The sequence below is a fragment of the Pelagibacterium halotolerans B2 genome, from assembly GCF_000230555.1.
In the GTDB taxonomy this organism is placed as follows: domain Bacteria; phylum Pseudomonadota; class Alphaproteobacteria; order Rhizobiales; family Devosiaceae; genus Pelagibacterium; species Pelagibacterium halotolerans.
Genome location: NC_016078.1, coordinates 520,904 through 535,625 on the forward strand (window position 1 = coordinate 520,904; position 14,722 = coordinate 535,625).

13 protein-coding genes are annotated in these 14,722 nt (G+C 60.9%); 4 read left to right on the forward strand and 9 right to left on the reverse strand.

Features of this window, described 5'->3' with window-relative positions; translation table 11 throughout:
* The first annotated feature begins 94 nt into the window (after positions 1-94).
* Complete coding sequence (locus KKY_RS02550) at positions 95-1,006, forward strand: DMT family transporter (protein ID WP_014129724.1); 912 nt, start codon at positions 95-97, stop codon at positions 1,004-1,006.
* A 7-nt stretch (positions 1,007-1,013) separates the two neighbouring features.
* Here KKY_RS02550 and KKY_RS02555 read toward each other — a convergent pair whose 3' ends face one another.
* The 3 genes from KKY_RS02555 to KKY_RS02565 all read right to left on the reverse strand — a co-directional run bounded on the left by KKY_RS02555 (position 1,014) and on the right by KKY_RS02565 (position 3,725).
* Positions 1,014-1,898 carry an NAD(P)/FAD-dependent oxidoreductase gene (locus KKY_RS02555; RefSeq protein WP_014129725.1) on the reverse strand — a complete coding sequence of 295 codons (885 nt, stop codon included), beginning with the start codon at positions 1,896-1,898 and terminating at the stop codon, positions 1,014-1,016.
* A gap of 100 nt (positions 1,899-1,998) precedes the next feature.
* Positions 1,999-2,892, reverse strand: a complete 894-nt coding sequence (locus KKY_RS02560; protein WP_014129726.1) for an NAD-dependent epimerase/dehydratase family protein — start codon at positions 2,890-2,892, stop codon at positions 1,999-2,001.
* 17 nt (positions 2,893-2,909) lie between these two features.
* Positions 2,910-3,725: a uracil-DNA glycosylase gene (locus KKY_RS02565; protein WP_014129727.1), complete on the reverse strand. Its 816-nt coding sequence runs from the start codon at positions 3,723-3,725 to the stop codon at positions 2,910-2,912.
* Positions 3,726-3,783: 58 nt separating this feature from the next.
* Between KKY_RS02565 and KKY_RS02570 the strand changes: the two genes are divergently transcribed.
* The 3 genes from KKY_RS02570 to KKY_RS02580 all read left to right on the forward strand — a co-directional run bounded on the left by KKY_RS02570 (position 3,784) and on the right by KKY_RS02580 (position 8,166).
* Positions 3,784-5,436, forward strand: coding sequence for an electron transfer flavoprotein-ubiquinone oxidoreductase (locus KKY_RS02570; RefSeq protein ID WP_014129728.1), 1,653 nt, complete (start codon positions 3,784-3,786; stop codon positions 5,434-5,436).
* Positions 5,437-5,530: 94 nt separating this feature from the next.
* Complete coding sequence (locus KKY_RS02575; protein WP_014129729.1) at positions 5,531-7,297, forward strand: tetratricopeptide repeat protein; 1,767 nt, start codon at positions 5,531-5,533, stop codon at positions 7,295-7,297.
* Positions 7,297-8,166 (forward strand): 4-(cytidine 5'-diphospho)-2-C-methyl-D-erythritol kinase, encoded by an 870-nt coding sequence (locus tag KKY_RS02580; RefSeq protein ID WP_014129730.1) that lies wholly within the window; start codon positions 7,297-7,299, stop codon positions 8,164-8,166. Before KKY_RS02575 ends, KKY_RS02580 begins: the two co-directional genes overlap by 1 nt.
* 3 nt (positions 8,167-8,169) lie before the next feature.
* Here the strand turns inward: KKY_RS02580 and KKY_RS02585 are convergent, their stop codons facing one another.
* The 6 genes from KKY_RS02585 to KKY_RS02610 all read right to left on the reverse strand — a co-directional run bounded on the left by KKY_RS02585 (position 8,170) and on the right by KKY_RS02610 (position 14,689).
* The gene (locus KKY_RS02585) at positions 8,170-10,050 is read right to left on the reverse strand and encodes a DUF2207 domain-containing protein (protein WP_014129731.1); all 1,881 of its coding nucleotides are present in this window, start codon (positions 10,048-10,050) and stop codon (positions 8,170-8,172) included.
* A gap of 5 nt (positions 10,051-10,055) precedes the next feature.
* Positions 10,056-10,613: a LemA family protein gene (locus tag KKY_RS02590; protein WP_014129732.1), complete on the reverse strand. Its 558-nt coding sequence runs from the start codon at positions 10,611-10,613 to the stop codon at positions 10,056-10,058.
* A gap of 101 nt (positions 10,614-10,714) precedes the next feature.
* The gene (locus KKY_RS02595) at positions 10,715-12,490 is read right to left on the reverse strand and encodes a zinc ribbon domain-containing protein (protein ID WP_014129733.1); all 1,776 of its coding nucleotides are present in this window, start codon (positions 12,488-12,490) and stop codon (positions 10,715-10,717) included.
* A 110-nt stretch (positions 12,491-12,600) separates the two neighbouring features.
* Complete coding sequence (locus KKY_RS02600; protein ID WP_014129734.1) at positions 12,601-13,527, reverse strand: glycine--tRNA ligase subunit alpha; 927 nt, start codon at positions 13,525-13,527, stop codon at positions 12,601-12,603.
* Between the two features lie 74 nt (positions 13,528-13,601).
* A complete protein-coding gene (locus KKY_RS02605) occupies positions 13,602-13,823 on the reverse strand; it encodes a hypothetical protein (protein WP_014129735.1) in 222 nt (73 codons plus the stop codon).
* 2 nt (positions 13,824-13,825) lie between these two features.
* Positions 13,826-14,689 carry a S49 family peptidase gene (locus KKY_RS02610; protein WP_014129736.1) on the reverse strand — a complete coding sequence of 288 codons (864 nt, stop codon included), beginning with the start codon at positions 14,687-14,689 and terminating at the stop codon, positions 13,826-13,828.
* Between the last annotated feature and the right edge of the window lie 33 nt (positions 14,690-14,722).

Genomic DNA, 14,722 nt, shown 5'->3' on the forward strand with positions numbered 1-14,722 from the left:
GCATCATCTTGCTCTCCGAAAGCTTCATCCGGTGTCCGAACCTGCCTTGTCCCCATCTGCCCCCGCCACATCCCAGGCGCCCCGCCGGAATGTCATGCTGGGCATCGGGCTCAAGATCGCCTCGGTTTTCGTGTTCGTGGCCATGAGCGCGATCATCAAGGGCGCCGAAGGCGTCCCGGTCGGCCAGTTGATCTTTTTTCGCTCGGCCTTTGCGCTGGTTCCGGTCTTTCTCATTCTTGGCCTGCGCAGGCAGTTGGTGGATGGTTTCAAAACGAACCGGCTCGGCTCCCACATCGTTCGCGGTGTTCTGGGCACGTCGGGCATGATCCTGATCTTTTTCGGTCTTACACGCCTGCCATTGCCCGAGGCGACGACAATCAACTATGCGACGCCCCTGTTCATCGTTGTCTTTTCGGCTGTGTTCCTGCGCGAAAAGATCAGGCTGTTTCGCTGGAGCGCGGTGGTCGTGGGGCTGGTGGGGGTCATCATCATCATGTGGCCGCGCCTGACCTTCCTCTCCAGCGATGCCGGAACTCTCGGCCCTCAGGCCGTCGGCGCACTGGCCGCCTTCGCCGCCTGCATGGTTTCCGCAACGGCCATGCTCACGGTGCGCAATCTGGTCAAGACAGAACGCAGCGCGACTATCGTCATCTATTTTTCGCTGGTCAGCACGGTCATCGGCCTGGCCTCGATTCCCTTCGGCTGGGTCCCATTGAGTTTGGAAGAAGCGCTGATTCTCATCGCCGCCGGCATTTGCGGCGGTGTCGGGCAGATCTTTTTGACCGAAAGTTATCGACACGCCGAACTGACGACCGTCGCGCCCTTCGAATATTCCTCGATGATCCTCTCGATCGCCATCGGCTTTCTGGTTTTCCGCGAAGTGCCGACCATCGAAATGTTGATCGGCGGCAGTATCGTCACCGCCGCCGGCATTTTCATCATCTATCGAGAGCACATGCTGGGCCTCGACCGCGCCAAGGTACGCAAGGTCTCCAGTCCGGCCTGATCGGGGTTTACCCGAACATCAGTGTCCGGTGGCAGGCCGCTCCGGCCATGGCGCCGTCGCCAACCGCCAGCGGCACCGATCCAGCCGCCCGTGCCGCGTCTCCGCAGGCAAAGACGTGAGGCACGCTGGTCTGTTTCATTTCATCGGTCACGATCTGGCGCCCATTGGGCAAGTCCTCGATAGCGCAACCCAACTGCTCGGCAATCGGGCTCGATGGCGCAACGATCGAGGCAACGAACAGCCCGTCGAACGACAGAACCCGCCCGTCGGTCAGCCGCACATCGGCCCTGCCGGTGATCTCGGCGATGGTCCCGGTTTCAAGCACGGCACCGCGGGCCGCCAATTGTGCAACCTGGTTCGCGTCGGGCTCGAAACTGCCATTGGGCAGAAATGTCGTCTGCCCCCAGTCGGGCAGCATCAGAGCGTGGTGCATCGAGATCGCGCCGACCCCGATCACTCCGATTTGCCCCTGATCCAGTTCATAGCCGTGACAATAGGGGCAGTGGAAAACGCTTTGCCCCCACCGCTCCTTGAGCCCGTCGATTTCGGGCAGGGTATCGGTCAACCCGTGGGCAAGGATCAGCCGTTTGCCGACGAATTCCCGGCCATCCTCCAGCGCGATCGCAAACCCGTCTTCTCCCTTTTCTGCGCGCGAGGCATTGCCTTCGATCCAGGTGAGGGTGGGGTAGGCGGCGAGTTGTACGCCGGCCTGCGCCGCGATCACATCGGGCGCCACCCCGTCCTGGGTCAGAAACCCGTGCGAATGACTGGCAAACCGGTTGCGCCGCTTGCCGCCGTCTATGATCAGAACGCTGCGCCGCGCGCGCACCAGGGGAAAGGCGGCGGACATCCCCGCATAGCTGCCGCCGATGATGATGACGTCGTATGTCATGTCGTACCTCGATCGCTGACCGACCCCGCACCCGGCAGGGTCATCTTGTAACATCACATATTACGTAATCAGAAGAGTTACAAGATGTGACGTCTGGCGATTATCGGGGCAGGTATTTCCGCCAATTGTGCTGTTCGACAAAGCCGAGAACGTCCCGGATTTTCCGGTTCGAAATCGGCGCTTCGTTCGCCTCCATGTCCTTGACGATCGGCGTGTTGGGCGCCCATTTGGCGAGAAATTCTTTTGTCGGCTCGTCCGCGGTGATCGTATCGTTCACCGCATTGAACACCTCAAAGCCCAATCCGTCCTTTGCAATGCAAAGATCGACGATCTGTCCCAGATCCCGCGCATCGATATAGCTCCAGGCGTTGCGCTTGCGCGAAGCGGGGTTGGCCAGGAACGCCTTGAAGTTGGGATATTCGTGCGGCTCGATCACATTGCCGATCCGCAATGCATAGATATCGGCCCCCGAGCGCATGGCGAACGCCCGTGCCGTCTTTTCGTTGACCACCTTGGACAGCCCGTAACTGTCCATCGGGTCCACGTCGTAATCCTCCTCGAGCGGAAAGCGATGATAATCCTTGTCGCCCTCGGCAAAACACACCCCATAGGTCGTTTCGCTCGAGGCGATGATGATCTTCCTGATCCCCAGCTTCACCGCAGCTTCGATCACATTATAGGTCGAAACCGTGTTGGCCTGAAACGTCACATTGTCGGGCTTGAGCAGGATGCGCGGCACGGCGGCGAAATGCACCACGGCATCGACCGGGGCAGGGCCGTTCCCGCTCGCAAGACCCTCGAACCTGAAATGCATCGAAAGCGCGTTGAACGCCTCCCCGCTATCGGTCAAATCGGCCGAAAGCGTATTGACGCCCGGGTAATCGAGTGGTTGCAGGTCGATATTGAAGACCTCGTGTCCCTGATCGAGGAGATAAGGAACGACATGGCGGCCGGCTTTCCCGCTCCCACCGGTAAAGACGATGCGTTTGCCCAAATCGAAAATCCCTATGGTTAGCTTTCCAGCGCCGCCTTGATCGAAAGCAGATCGGCCCAGGCGAGCCGTTTTGCCGCCGGCTGGCGCAACAGATAGGCCGGGTGAAGCGTCGCCACGGCGCGCATGGAATGGCTGCCAACGGTAAGGTCACGCCATTGCCCGCGCAACCGGGTGATCCCCGTGTCGGTCTCGAACAGCGTCGATGCCGATGCCCCGCCCAGCGCCACAAGCACCTTGGGTGCCACAAGTTCGATCTGCCGGTAGAGAAACGGCAGGCAGACCGCGACTTCCGAGGGAGAGGGCGTTCTGTTTCCCGGTGGCCGCCAGGGCACTGTGTTGGCGATATAGACCTTGGTCCGGTCCAGGCCGATTGCCCCCAGCATCCGGTCGAGCAATTGCCCTGATCGGCCCACGAACGGCTTGCCCTGCAAATCTTCTTCGCGTCCCGGTGCTTCTCCCACCAGCATGATCTCGGCGTCCGGATTGCCATCGGCAAACACCAGATTGGTGGCCCGCAACTTCAGCCCGCACCCATCGAAGGTTTCGAGCATGCCGCGCAATTGGTCCAGGCTCGTTGCGCTGGACGCCATCGCCCGTGCCTCGCCCGGATCCACATCGGCCGGCCCGGTGGCCACGGGCAGGGGCGGGGTAGCGCGCTGCGCCGCTTGCGGCACGATGGACGGCGCGGCCCGCCGCTGGGCAGGGGCAGGCTTGATTGCCGACTGCGCGAACCGGTCCGCCGGCTCTTCGCCAACCGCGATATCGACCCCCGCCGCGACGTACCAGTCGAGCGTGGCCAGAATTTCTTCGCGATTTAGCTGTCGATTTGTCATGCCGATCTTTGTTATGTCACACCGCGACCTGCGCTTCCACCTCACTTGGGAATGACTGATGGCCGATGCGATCGAACGCGAGATGATGGAAACCGGCGTGGTGATCGTCGGTGCTGGCCCGGCCGGGCTCTCGGCGGCTATAGCGCTCAAACAGAAATCCCCCGATCTCGAAATCGTCGTCGTCGAAAAGTCGGCCGACATCGGCGGCCATATCCTGTCGGGCGCCGTCATGGACCCCGCCGGGCTCGATGCACTGATCCCCGATTGGCGCGCAAAGGGCGCCCCAATCGGCCCCGACGTCACCGAAGACAGCTTTGTCTATCTCACCGAAAAATCCGCAATCGCGTTCCCTGATCTGCTGATCCCCCCGATCATGAAAACGAAAGGCGCCGTCATCATCTCGCTGGGCGATTTGTGCCGCTGGCTTGCCGAACAGGCCGAGGCGCTGGGGGTCGATATCTTCCCCGGCACCGCCGCCGCCGATTTCCTGACGGGTGACAATGGCGAAATCCTCGGCATCGTCACCGGCGATATGGGCATCGCCCGCGACGGCAGCCACAAGCCGACCTTTACCCCCGGCATCGAACTGCGTGCCAGATATACGCTCATCGCCGAAGGCGCCCGCGGCTCGCTCGCCAAGCGCCTGATCGCCAAATTCGGTCTGGACGAAGGCCGCGCACCGCAGAAATACGGACTTGGCCTCAAGGAAATCTGGGAAATCGATCCGGCCAAGCACAAATTGGGCAAGGTCACCCATTTCATGGGCTACCCAATGGGCAATTCCACAAGCGGTGGTGGCTTTTGCTATCATGCTCAGGACAACAGGATCTATCTCGGGCTCGTGGCCCATCTTGATTACGAGAACCCCACATTTTCCCCGTTCGGCGAATTCCAGCGCTTCAAGCAGCACCCTCAGATCGCCAAACTGCTCGAAGGCGCCACGTGCCTGTCCTACGGCGCCCGCGCGCTAACCTCGGGCGGCTGGCAGTCCATCCCCAAAATGGCCTTCCCCGGCGGCGCGCTGATCGGCTGTTCCGCTGGTTTCATGAACGTGCCGCGATTGAAGGCCATCCACAACGCCATCCGCTCGGGCATGGCCGCCGCTGCCGAAATTGCAGACGCTATTGCCGCCGGCCGCGCCAATGATGAAATCGCAACGCTCGATCAAGCCATCCTCGCTTCTGGCATCCGCGACGATCTTTACCCGGTCCGCGCTGTAAAACCGCTCTGGAGCAAGCTGGGGACCTTTGTCGGGGTTGGGCTGGCCGGCGCCGATATGTGGGTTTCCAGCCTCGCCAGGCTCTCCCCCTTGGGTGGCCTGGTTTCCGACAAGCCTGATTTCGCACGGTTGAGGCCGATTTCCCAAGTCACCCCCATCGCCTATCCCAAACCCGATGGCAAAACCGCGTTCTCGCGCACCGAATCGGTCTATCGCGCCAACATCGCCCATGACGAGGATCAGCCCGTCCATCTGCGGCTCACTGACCCCGAAGTGCCGATTCGCGACAACCTTCCCAGATATGGTGAACCCGCGCCGCTCTATTGCCCGGCCGGCGTTTACGAAGTGGTCGAGGAAGGGGGAGATCCTGTCTTCAGGATCAACGCCCAGAACTGCGTGCACTGCAAGACCTGCGATATCAAGGATCCTGCCCAGAACATCAATTGGGTGCCGCCCGAAGGCGGCAGCGGTCCCAACTACTCGGGAATGTGAATTGCCCGTGAGCCTCAAGGCTTGCAGCGCGGCCGCATTTGCATGAAAAGGTCTCGTTAACCTAAGCGCCCAACAATCGACAGGATTGCCGCGTTTGGCTATTGGATATGACAGGCTGGTTTTGGGCCTGCAAGCGAGGAGTTCGGGAACAATCGTGCTAAAGCTGTTCAAACGGCCGATCCATGCCCTGATCGTTGCCGCGCTCTGCGCTGGCGTTCCGCTCTCATCGTCTTTCGCGCAGCAGGATATCCTGCCCATGCGCGTGTCGAGCACAATGGGCAGCTATCTGGCCGGTTTGTCCGCGATAGATGCACTCGATGCTCGCCGCGCCGCCTCGCTGTTCATGCAGGCCGCCGAACGGGATTGGGACAACCCGATCTATTCCAGCCAGGCGTTCCTCGCTTATCTCCTGGCCGGCGATATTTCCGAAGCCGCAACGATGGCCCAGCATGTCATCGATTTAACGCCCGAGGACGAACTGGCCCATCTCGTCCTGGGCTCGGTTGCGCTAAAGCAGCGCCGCTACGCCTCGGCCGATCAGATGCTCTCGCGTGTTCCCGAAGCTTCTCTGGTCGGTATCATCGCCTCGGTCATGCGCGCCTGGGCCGAAGTCGGCGAGGGCGACATGACCGCCGCCAATTCGATCCTCAGCGATGTCGGGCAGGGCGGGTTCGACGAATTCATCATCTTCCATCGCGCAATTCTGGCCGATGTCGGCGGCGAGCGAGACACCGCGATCGATTTGGCCCGCCAGGCCTATGAACTCGATCCACTCGTCCCGCGCATCGCCGAGGCTTACATCCGCATGCTGGGCAATGCCGGGCGCTTCGAGGAGGCCCAGGCCGTTCTCGATACCTTTGCCGAGCAGGGCGTCGAGCATCCGGTCGTCGATTCCCTGCGTGAAGCCATCGCCAATGGCAAAAAGCCCGGCCTTTTTGCCGGATCGGTCCAGTCGGGCGCTGCCGAAATGCTGCACGGGCTGGGCACGGCACTGGCCCGCGACGGTTCGATCCAGCTCGGTGTAGGGTTCCTCCAGCTTGCCAACTACCTCGATCCCGAGGCGGCGATCATTTCCATCTCGCTTGGCGAACTTCTGGCCAGCGCCGGGCGCTATGACGAGGCCGATGCGATCTTTGAATCCGTCCCCAACGATTCGCCCCTGCGCATCAACGCGCTGATCCGTCTTGCCGAAAACATCGATCTGCGGGGCGATCGCGACGCCGCCATTTCCCGGCTCCAGAACATCGCCGTTTCCAATCCCGACAGCCAGGAAGTTCATGGCATCCTCGGCGATACGCTGCGTTATGCCGAGCGCTGGGAAGAGGCGGCGGAAGCCTACTCTTCGGTCATCGACGGGCTTGATCCTGCCCGTCCCAACGACTGGCGCTTCTATTATGTACGTGGCATTTCCTATGAGCGCGCCAAGCAGTGGGATCGCGCAGAGGCCGATTTCCTCAAAGCCCTCGAATTGCGCCCAAATCATCCCGACGTCCTGAATTATCTTGGCTACACTTGGGTGGATCGCGGCGAGAACCTTGAAGAAGCGCTCGAAATGATTGAGCAGGCCGTCGAACTCTCACCGCGCAACGGCTATATCGTCGACAGCCTCGGCTGGGCCTTCTACAAGCTCGGCCGCATCGACGAGGCTGTCGAAGTGCTCGAGGATGCCGTCAACCTTCTGCCTGCCGATCCTGAGATCAACGATCACCTTGGTGACGTTTACTGGGTTGCCGGACGCCAGCGCGAGGCCATGTTTCAATGGCGCATCGCCATCGATGTCGATGAGGACGGCGCGGTCACCGAGCGCGCCACGCCCAAACTCCTCAACGGGCTCGATCCGAACGCGCCCATCGGGGATTGATGCCGGTAACAGAGCCCGCGCCGGCCAAGGTCAATCTCGCGCTCCACGTTGTGGGGCGCCGGGTGGACGGATTTCACCTCCTCCACACCCTTTGCGTTTTTACCGAGCTTGCCGATCTGGTTTCTGCGGCCCCCGCGCGTAAGGATATGCTCCACGTGTCGGGTCCCTTCGGCGCCGATCTGCCCAACGGACGCTCGAACCTTGTTATTCGGGCCCTGGAAAAATTCCGGGCCCGGTTCCCCGGTCATCTGCCCGACGGGATCGAAATCCATCTCGAAAAGCACCTCCCCATTGCCGCCGGACTTGGCGGGGGTTCGGCCGATGCTGCCGCGCTGCTGCGCGTCCTCGCGCGCTTGTGCGAAACGCCCGTCGCCGATGGCGAAATTTTCGCCCTTGCCGCGACGTTGGGGGCCGATGTCCCCATGTGCCTCTTGAGCCAACCCTGCGAAGTAACCGGCATCGGCGAAAACATCGCCCCGCTTCCCGCCTTCCCCCACATGCATCTGGTCCTGGTCAATCCGCTCGAGCAGATTGCCACCCCCGATGTATTCCGGCGCCTCGAGCACAAGCACAACCCGCCCATGCCAGATCTTCCTGAGCCTCTGGACCGCGCTGCGCTCCTTTCGCTCTGGCTGGCCGACACCCGCAACGATCTTGAAGCGCCTGCCATCGAACTCGTGCCCGCCATTGCATCGATAGTGGACGCCATCGCCACCACATCGGGCTGCGTCACCGCACGCATGTCGGGCTCGGGCGCCACCTGTTTCGGCCTCTACGGTAGCGCCGCCGCCGCCCATCAGGCCGCCCACGATCTGCGTGAGCGCTTCTCGGGCTATTGGGTCGCCGCCACGCCTTTGCTGGGACAATAGCGGTTACCAGCCGCCGCCGCCGCCCCCGCCACCGCCGCCGCCCGAAAATCCACCGCCCCCCGAGCCGGACGAACTCGACGCCTGCGGCTGGGAAGAGATCATGGCGGCGCTCAGCCCGGTTGCCACCCCACCCATGGTGCGTGCGAAACCGCCCGAAGAAAAATTGCCGCCCCGATACCAGTGCGGGGCGTAGTCGGGACCGGCATCCTTGACGGCATGCCGCGCAAGATCGTTCTCGAACCGCGTGGACCACGGCTTTTCCACGCCCAGCGCCATGGCGTAGGGCAGGATGGCTTCGAACCGCGAAACGCTCATTTCCGGCTCGCCCTGCAGATTGAGGCGTTCCTTTTCGGCAATCTCGAGATACATCTTGAACCCGTCGATTTCGTCCATCACCTTGCGGCCATGCACCGTGGGGGCCCGCATCAGGATGGCGAATACCAGCGTCACGGCAATGATGGTTATGGCCGCGACGAACGGAAAATCGATACTGGCGAAATCGAGAACGTCCAGGGCGAAGGCGCCTGAATTGGCGAAGAAGATCCCCATGATCGCCAATCCGAAAAATCGTCCGATGCCTTGACCCTGCCAGAACGATCGCGCTGCAGTTCCGATGATCGACAGGAAGACGGCGGCAAAAGCTGCAAAGAACACGAAAAGCGGATGCAGAACGCCAGTCAACACCATAAGCAAAAGCGCGGCAATCGCGATCAGAACGCCGAAAATGATATAGGGTACATGGTTGTTGAAATAGACCCGACGATTTTCGGCCTCCAGTGCCGCAACGAAGGCGGTCTTGGTCTTGCCCAGTTTCGGCCCGCTCGATTTGTCGATGGTCACCGGGCTCATCGACTTCAGATCCCCGTAGATCACCGCCTCCCCCGGCGGGAGCGGGTCCTTGGGATGCTGCCCGGTCACCGTCAGGGTGTTTTTCTTGCACTGCTTGCCGATTTCGATCAGGCCCTTGGTGGCCAGCGAAATCAACGCGGACGAAAAGGCCGTCCATCCCGATTTCCCCCATCCCATGGTGTGAACGTAGTGGACGAGCGCGGGAGAAAAGCCCTTGGGCGGATAAAATCTTGGAAATATGACGCCTTTGGCGGGATCGCGGCCCACCGCGCCCCAGGCCAGCGCGTTATAGGCTATGACGATCAACAGCATCGCCAGCGGAACGATATAGTCCCGGTAATCGGAAAACCAGAATACCAGCGCGTCGGTGCCCTGGGGCGCTGCAAGAATGCCTTTCTCGAAGGAAACCGAAACCGTCAGCCCTTCGCCCGGTCCAAGCACGCGGCTCATCGTAAACCGCGCCTGCCGGTCGTTGAGCCGCTCGGCCGAATTGTCCGCGCTTCTCACCCCGTATTCGCCGGTATAGGCATTGATCTCGGTGATCTGTGCTCCCTGGGGTAGGGTCACCAGCGCCCGCGCCCGGAGAATAGGGAAACTCCAGTAATTGCCGGTTGCGTTCCAATAAAATTCGTCGTGATCGGCGAACATGCGCGCGGCGCGGTCCATGCGATAGACGATCTCGTAGCGGTGGACGCCGGTTCTCAGCAGCACGTCGGCCGACCCTATCCTGATGCGCTGCCCGCCCGAAATTGCTTCGACGGCGAATGGTTCGGCTGCCCCGTTGCGCGTCACCGATATCACTTCGAACGGCAACCGGATTGTGCGGCCATCGGGGGTTTCGAGCAGGGTAGGGATATCGCGAAATATACCGCGCCGGATTTCGTTGCCTTCAGCATTGACGGCGATTTGTTCGGTTATGGTGACCGAGGTGTCGGCATGTACCTCGAATATCGCATTGAACTCCCGGATTTCCTCGCGCGCCAGCGCCGGGCCGGCGCACAGCAGCACGATTAGCGCGATGAGGAAACGCTGCATCGGCCTTACTGGAATTTGACCTGCGGCACCGCTCGGTCCGCCTCGTTCTCCAGCTCGAAATACTCAGCTTTCTCGAATTTGAAAGCATTCGCAACGACGTTGGAGGGAAACGATTCCACCGCGATGTTGAGATTGCGCACCGCGCCATTGTAATAGCGCCGCGAAAGCTGAATCTCGTCCTCCACGGTTTGCAGTGCTGCCTGGAATTCGAGGAAATTGGTGTTGGCCTTGAGATCCGGATAGGCCTCGGCCACGGCAAACAGCCGGCCCAACGCGCCCGAGAGCAGGCCCTCCGCATGTCCGCGTTCACCCGGCGAGGCGTTCTGCGCCGCCTGCACGGCTGCCCGCGCATCGGTCACCGCCTGCAGTGTTTCCCGTTCATGGCCCATATAGCCCTTGACCGTTTCGAGCATATTGGGAATGAGATCGGCGCGGCGCTTGAGTTGCACATCGATACCCGACCAGCCTTCTTCGGTGAGCTGGCGGTTTCGGATCAGAGTGTTGTAGATGTAAATGGCGTAACCGATGACGGCCACAACCAGTATCAGGATCACCCATTCCATTCGCTGAAATTCCCTCGGTTGACGCATCGAACTTTTGCACCGAAACCGGGCAATATCAACGTTCGGGGCTCTCCGCTGCTCATCCCGCCCCCAAGAGCGCCTCAGGCCGCATCGTTTCCCTCGTCGAAACTGTGCTGGCAATACCGACAGCGGCGCGCCTTTTCGCGCACGGGCTCGGCGCATTCCGGGCACAGCTTGTAGCCGGGCAGGATGGAGCCATCGGCGGTAAATCCGTCCATCCCATCCGAAGAACCGGCGCTTAAAAGCTCTGGGTTCGAGCCGCGGGGTAATTCCAGAACGCCCTCGCCGGTCGCCAGATGGCGATTGCGCTCCCGGATTGCGGATAGTCCCAGATTTGTGCGCAGGATATCGGCTGCGTTGTCCGAGCTTGTGTCCACCCCCACAGTGCGCGCTTTGCGTTGAGCAAACTCATGCATAACCGCCAAAAGGGCGTCGGCCCATTCACGGCTTTCTTTCGATGGCACTGAGGAGACCATTTCGCGTGCGGTTGTCGCTCCAGCCGCTTCACTGATGACTTCAGCCGCCCAGGCCTCGGTCAGCATATTGAGCACCGGCGTCTGCGCGCTGGATTCAACCGAATCGTCGCGATTGCCGCCGACGCGAACATTGCCCTTGCCTTGCGTGCCGCTGAGTTTCGCCAGAAGGACGACAGACTTGTAGCGCTGAATCGCGCTTAATTGCTCGCTTTCGGCGATAAATATCTGCCCCCAACCCCACAACCGCCGGGACAGGGCGAGAAACAGCACCGCTGCGAGGGGTGTAACCGCCACGCTTTCCGGCGAGATCGCCGCTCCGGTCATTAGCTGCGCCGAGGCCGTCTGCAAAACCAGAAATAGCCCCACGACCGCCCCGGCCACGATAAAGGCCCAGCCGGACACCAAGCGCAACAGCGCTGCTCGCCTGGCGGGCCGCTCGACGGGTTCTGGTTGGCGCTCGATAACCACACTGGCCTGGAATCGTCCCGTGTCCGAAAGACTTTCCGAGGCGCTTTCCGCGCTTAGATGGGCATGGCGATTGTCATAGCCGGGCCAAGCGAGAGGCTCGAACCGCAACGGAAGTTGGTTGACAATGTTATGGTGGTCAAGCCCGACCACGAAATCTTCGGCTTTGCGCGTGCTGGAATAGGCCGGTCCGTTGCTCGGCACCAGCAACGTTACCAAAATGAAATCCAGTATGGCAGTGACGATCACGGTGATGAGCAACAAGAGGATGGGAATTGCCACTTGCCAAGCGGCGGACGTAGATCCGCTAAAGCTCAGCGCCGTGGCGATGACGGGGTCCAGCCCGCTCAATGTCCGGTCCAAATGTAGCCAATAGGCCCCGCCGACGAAAACCAGGCCGAAGACGGCAAACCGGATGATCTTGCCACTCAGTTCGCTAAGCCGCTCGCCTGCAAGGTGAACGGTCCTGCGGGTGAAGGGCGGCACAAAGGTCGTGGCCCCGCCGAATGCCGCTTGAAGGAAAGGGCTGGTTTGTTTTGGCAGGTTCATTGTGCCCTCGGTCATGGCCGAGGCAACGTCCGAAACCGCTTCATAATCCCCAGGAGTACGCTGGGGCGCATCGCCCCGCCGATCAAGAACGATTTTCCAGATTGTTTTCAATGCCAGCTGGATGGCTCGCATCACGACCGAAAATACCGCGAAAACAAAAACGGCGGTGCCCGCGATCAGCGAGACATATTGTAGATATTGCACGCCGTTCAGCATCGCGTTGCCCGATCCGGGCGCGGTGGTGAGCAAAAACCAGGTACGAACGAGCATGTCGTAGGACAACAACGAACCGATAACGCCACGATTGTAGAAGAAACCCGCCACAACCACGCCGCAGAGCGCGATCAGTCCTACCAGACGAATCATTTCCGATTGCCTGTCCGGTCGACCAACGGAATCGAGGCGGCTTTTCAGCTCTTGCGTGTCCATCTTGCCCCCATGCGACGAACGAAATTCAGCTCATTTCATAGCCCAGTTCACGCGGCCCCGCCACCGGCCGTTTGCAGCCAGGCTGCGCCGCACGCCTTGGCCAGTTCGCGAATGCGCAGGATATAGCTTTGGCGCTCCGTCACCGAGATCACTCCGCGCGCGTCGAGTAGGTTGAAGGTGTGCGAAGCCTTGATGACCTGTTCATAGGCCGGCACCGCCATGGTCTGGCGTTCGCCGTCCTTGCCTTTGGCAAGGATCGCCCTGCACTCGTTCTCGGCATCCCTGAAGTGCCGGAACAGCATTTCGGTGTCGGCGGCTTCGAAATTGTATTTGGAGAATTCCTGCTCGTTTTGCAGGAACACCTCGCCATAAGTCACCTTCTGGTCGCCTTCGCGCCCGTTGAAGTTGAGATCGTAAACATTCTCGACTCCCTGCACATACATCGCCAGCCGTTCCAGCCCATAGGTAATTTCCCCCGGCACCGGCGAACATTCGAAACCGGCGACCTGCTGGAAGTAGGTGAACTGGGAAACCTCCATCCCGTCGCACCAGCATTCCCAGCCCAGCCCCCAGGCGCCCAGCGTCGGGCTCTCCCAATCGTCCTCGACAAAGCGGATATCGTGCAGTTTTGCGTCGAGCCCGATCGCGGCCAAAGATTGCAGGTAAAGCTCCTGAATGTTGGCGGGTGAGGGCTTCAAGATCACCTGGAACTGATAATAGTGCTGCAGCCGGTTGGGGTTTTCCCCATAGCGCCCGTCGGTGGGCCGACGCGAGGGCTGCACATAGGCCGCGTTCCACGGCTTGGGTCCCAGCGCTCGCAGGGTGGTCGCAGTATGGAACGTTCCCGCGCCCATCTGCATGTCGTAGGGCTGCAAAATGACACAACCCTGATCCGCCCAGAATCTCTGCAAGGTCAGGATAAGCCCCTGAAACGAATTTCGGGGGTCCATATGCGGCGCAAGGGCGTCGGTCATCGTTGTTCTGCAAACCCAGTTTCGAAAGCGGCGCGACCGTAGTTGTGCCATGATCCAAGGTCAAGCGTGGCCGGCTATTCCTTGCCTGGGCGATAGACCCCGTCTTCGCCGCGCTCCAGCGTCACCACGCCCCCCGATTTGAGCTCGGCCTTGTTGCGCTCGATCTGCGCCTTGCGCTTTGTTTCGGCCCGCGTGTCGTCTTCGGCAAATTTCCTGCGCCAATCACGCAGGATCGAACGCAGCCCGATCCCGATCAGCAGCGCCAGAAGAATTGTGACGAGTGTCGATATTCCCATGGTTACAACCCCAGCCGCGACCAGGCTTGCCGGTCCTCGATCTTTGCCATCAAATCTCCGGCGATATCCCCGCCCGCCGACAGTCCGAAATTGGGCAATTGCAGCAAGCCCTTCTTGGGCGCAATCGATTTGATCGTCACGTCCTTGCCGAACCGTTCGCGCAGCGTGCCGTGCAGATCGCCCAGACTGTCCACGAGCCCCATCGCCAGCCCGCGCTTGGCCGTCCAGAACTCGCCGGTATAGACCTCGTCGTCGGCCGGCTTGATCTTGTCGGCCCGCCGCGATTTCACATAGTCGATGAATACCTCGTGGATATCGAGCTCCATCTGCTTGATCCGCGCGACGTCTTCGGACTTTTCGGGCAGAAACGGATCGAGCGTCGATTTGTTCTTGCCCGCCGTATAGAGCCGCCGGTCGATGCCCAGCCTGGCAATCGCATCGACAAACCCGAAGCTGGCCATGATCACCCCGATCGATCCCACCAGCGAGGAGGGGTCGGCGATGATCTCGTCGCCTGCCGTGGCGATGAAATATCCGCCCGAAGCTGCGGCGTCCTCGACGAACACCAGCACTTTTTTCTCGTGCTGATCGGCCAGTTGCCGGATGCGCTGGGCAATCAGGCGCGATTGCACCGCCGAGCCGCCCGGCGAATTGACGACGATCGCCACCACGGGCGCTTTCTTGATTTTGAAAGCCTTTTCCAGAAGCGGCGCGACCGAGGCGATGTTAAGCCGGCCCGGCTTGAGATCCTGGGAAATGACCCCCTGCAGCCGGACAACGGGGACCACCGGTCCGCGATTGCCGAAAATTCTCTTGTACCAGGGACGCTTGGGAGCCTCGATCTGGCCGTCGGTAAGTGCGGTCATACTTGTCTCCCTGTCGGAAATTGGGTCTTTGCG

Excerpts from the sequence above, each read along its gene's own strand:
- KKY_RS02605 (WP_014129735.1), bottom strand. The coding sequence starts at position 13,823 with ATGGGAATATCGACACTCGTCACAATTCTTCTGGCGCTGCTGATCGGG.
- KKY_RS02550 (WP_014129724.1), top strand. The coding sequence starts at position 95 with ATGCTGGGCATCGGGCTCAAGATCGCCTCGGTTTTCGTGTTCGTGGCC.
- KKY_RS02585 (WP_014129731.1), bottom strand. The coding sequence starts at position 10,050 with ATGCAGCGTTTCCTCATCGCGCTAATCGTGCTGCTGTGCGCCGGCCCG.
- KKY_RS02590 (WP_014129732.1), bottom strand. The coding sequence starts at position 10,613 with ATGGAATGGGTGATCCTGATACTGGTTGTGGCCGTCATCGGTTACGCC.
- KKY_RS02595 (WP_014129733.1), bottom strand. The coding sequence starts at position 12,490 with ATGATTCGTCTGGTAGGACTGATCGCGCTCTGCGGCGTGGTTGTGGCG.
- KKY_RS02570 (WP_014129728.1), top strand. The coding sequence starts at position 3,784 with ATGGCCGATGCGATCGAACGCGAGATGATGGAAACCGGCGTGGTGATC.
- KKY_RS02600 (WP_014129734.1), bottom strand. The coding sequence starts at position 13,527 with ATGACCGACGCCCTTGCGCCGCATATGGACCCCCGAAATTCGTTTCAG.
- KKY_RS02565 (WP_014129727.1), bottom strand. The coding sequence starts at position 3,725 with ATGACAAATCGACAGCTAAATCGCGAAGAAATTCTGGCCACGCTCGAC.
- KKY_RS02580 (WP_014129730.1), top strand. The coding sequence starts at position 7,297 with ATGCCGGTAACAGAGCCCGCGCCGGCCAAGGTCAATCTCGCGCTCCAC.
- KKY_RS02555 (WP_014129725.1), bottom strand. The coding sequence starts at position 1,898 with ATGACATACGACGTCATCATCATCGGCGGCAGCTATGCGGGGATGTCC.
- KKY_RS02610 (WP_014129736.1), bottom strand. The coding sequence starts at position 14,689 with ATGACCGCACTTACCGACGGCCAGATCGAGGCTCCCAAGCGTCCCTGG.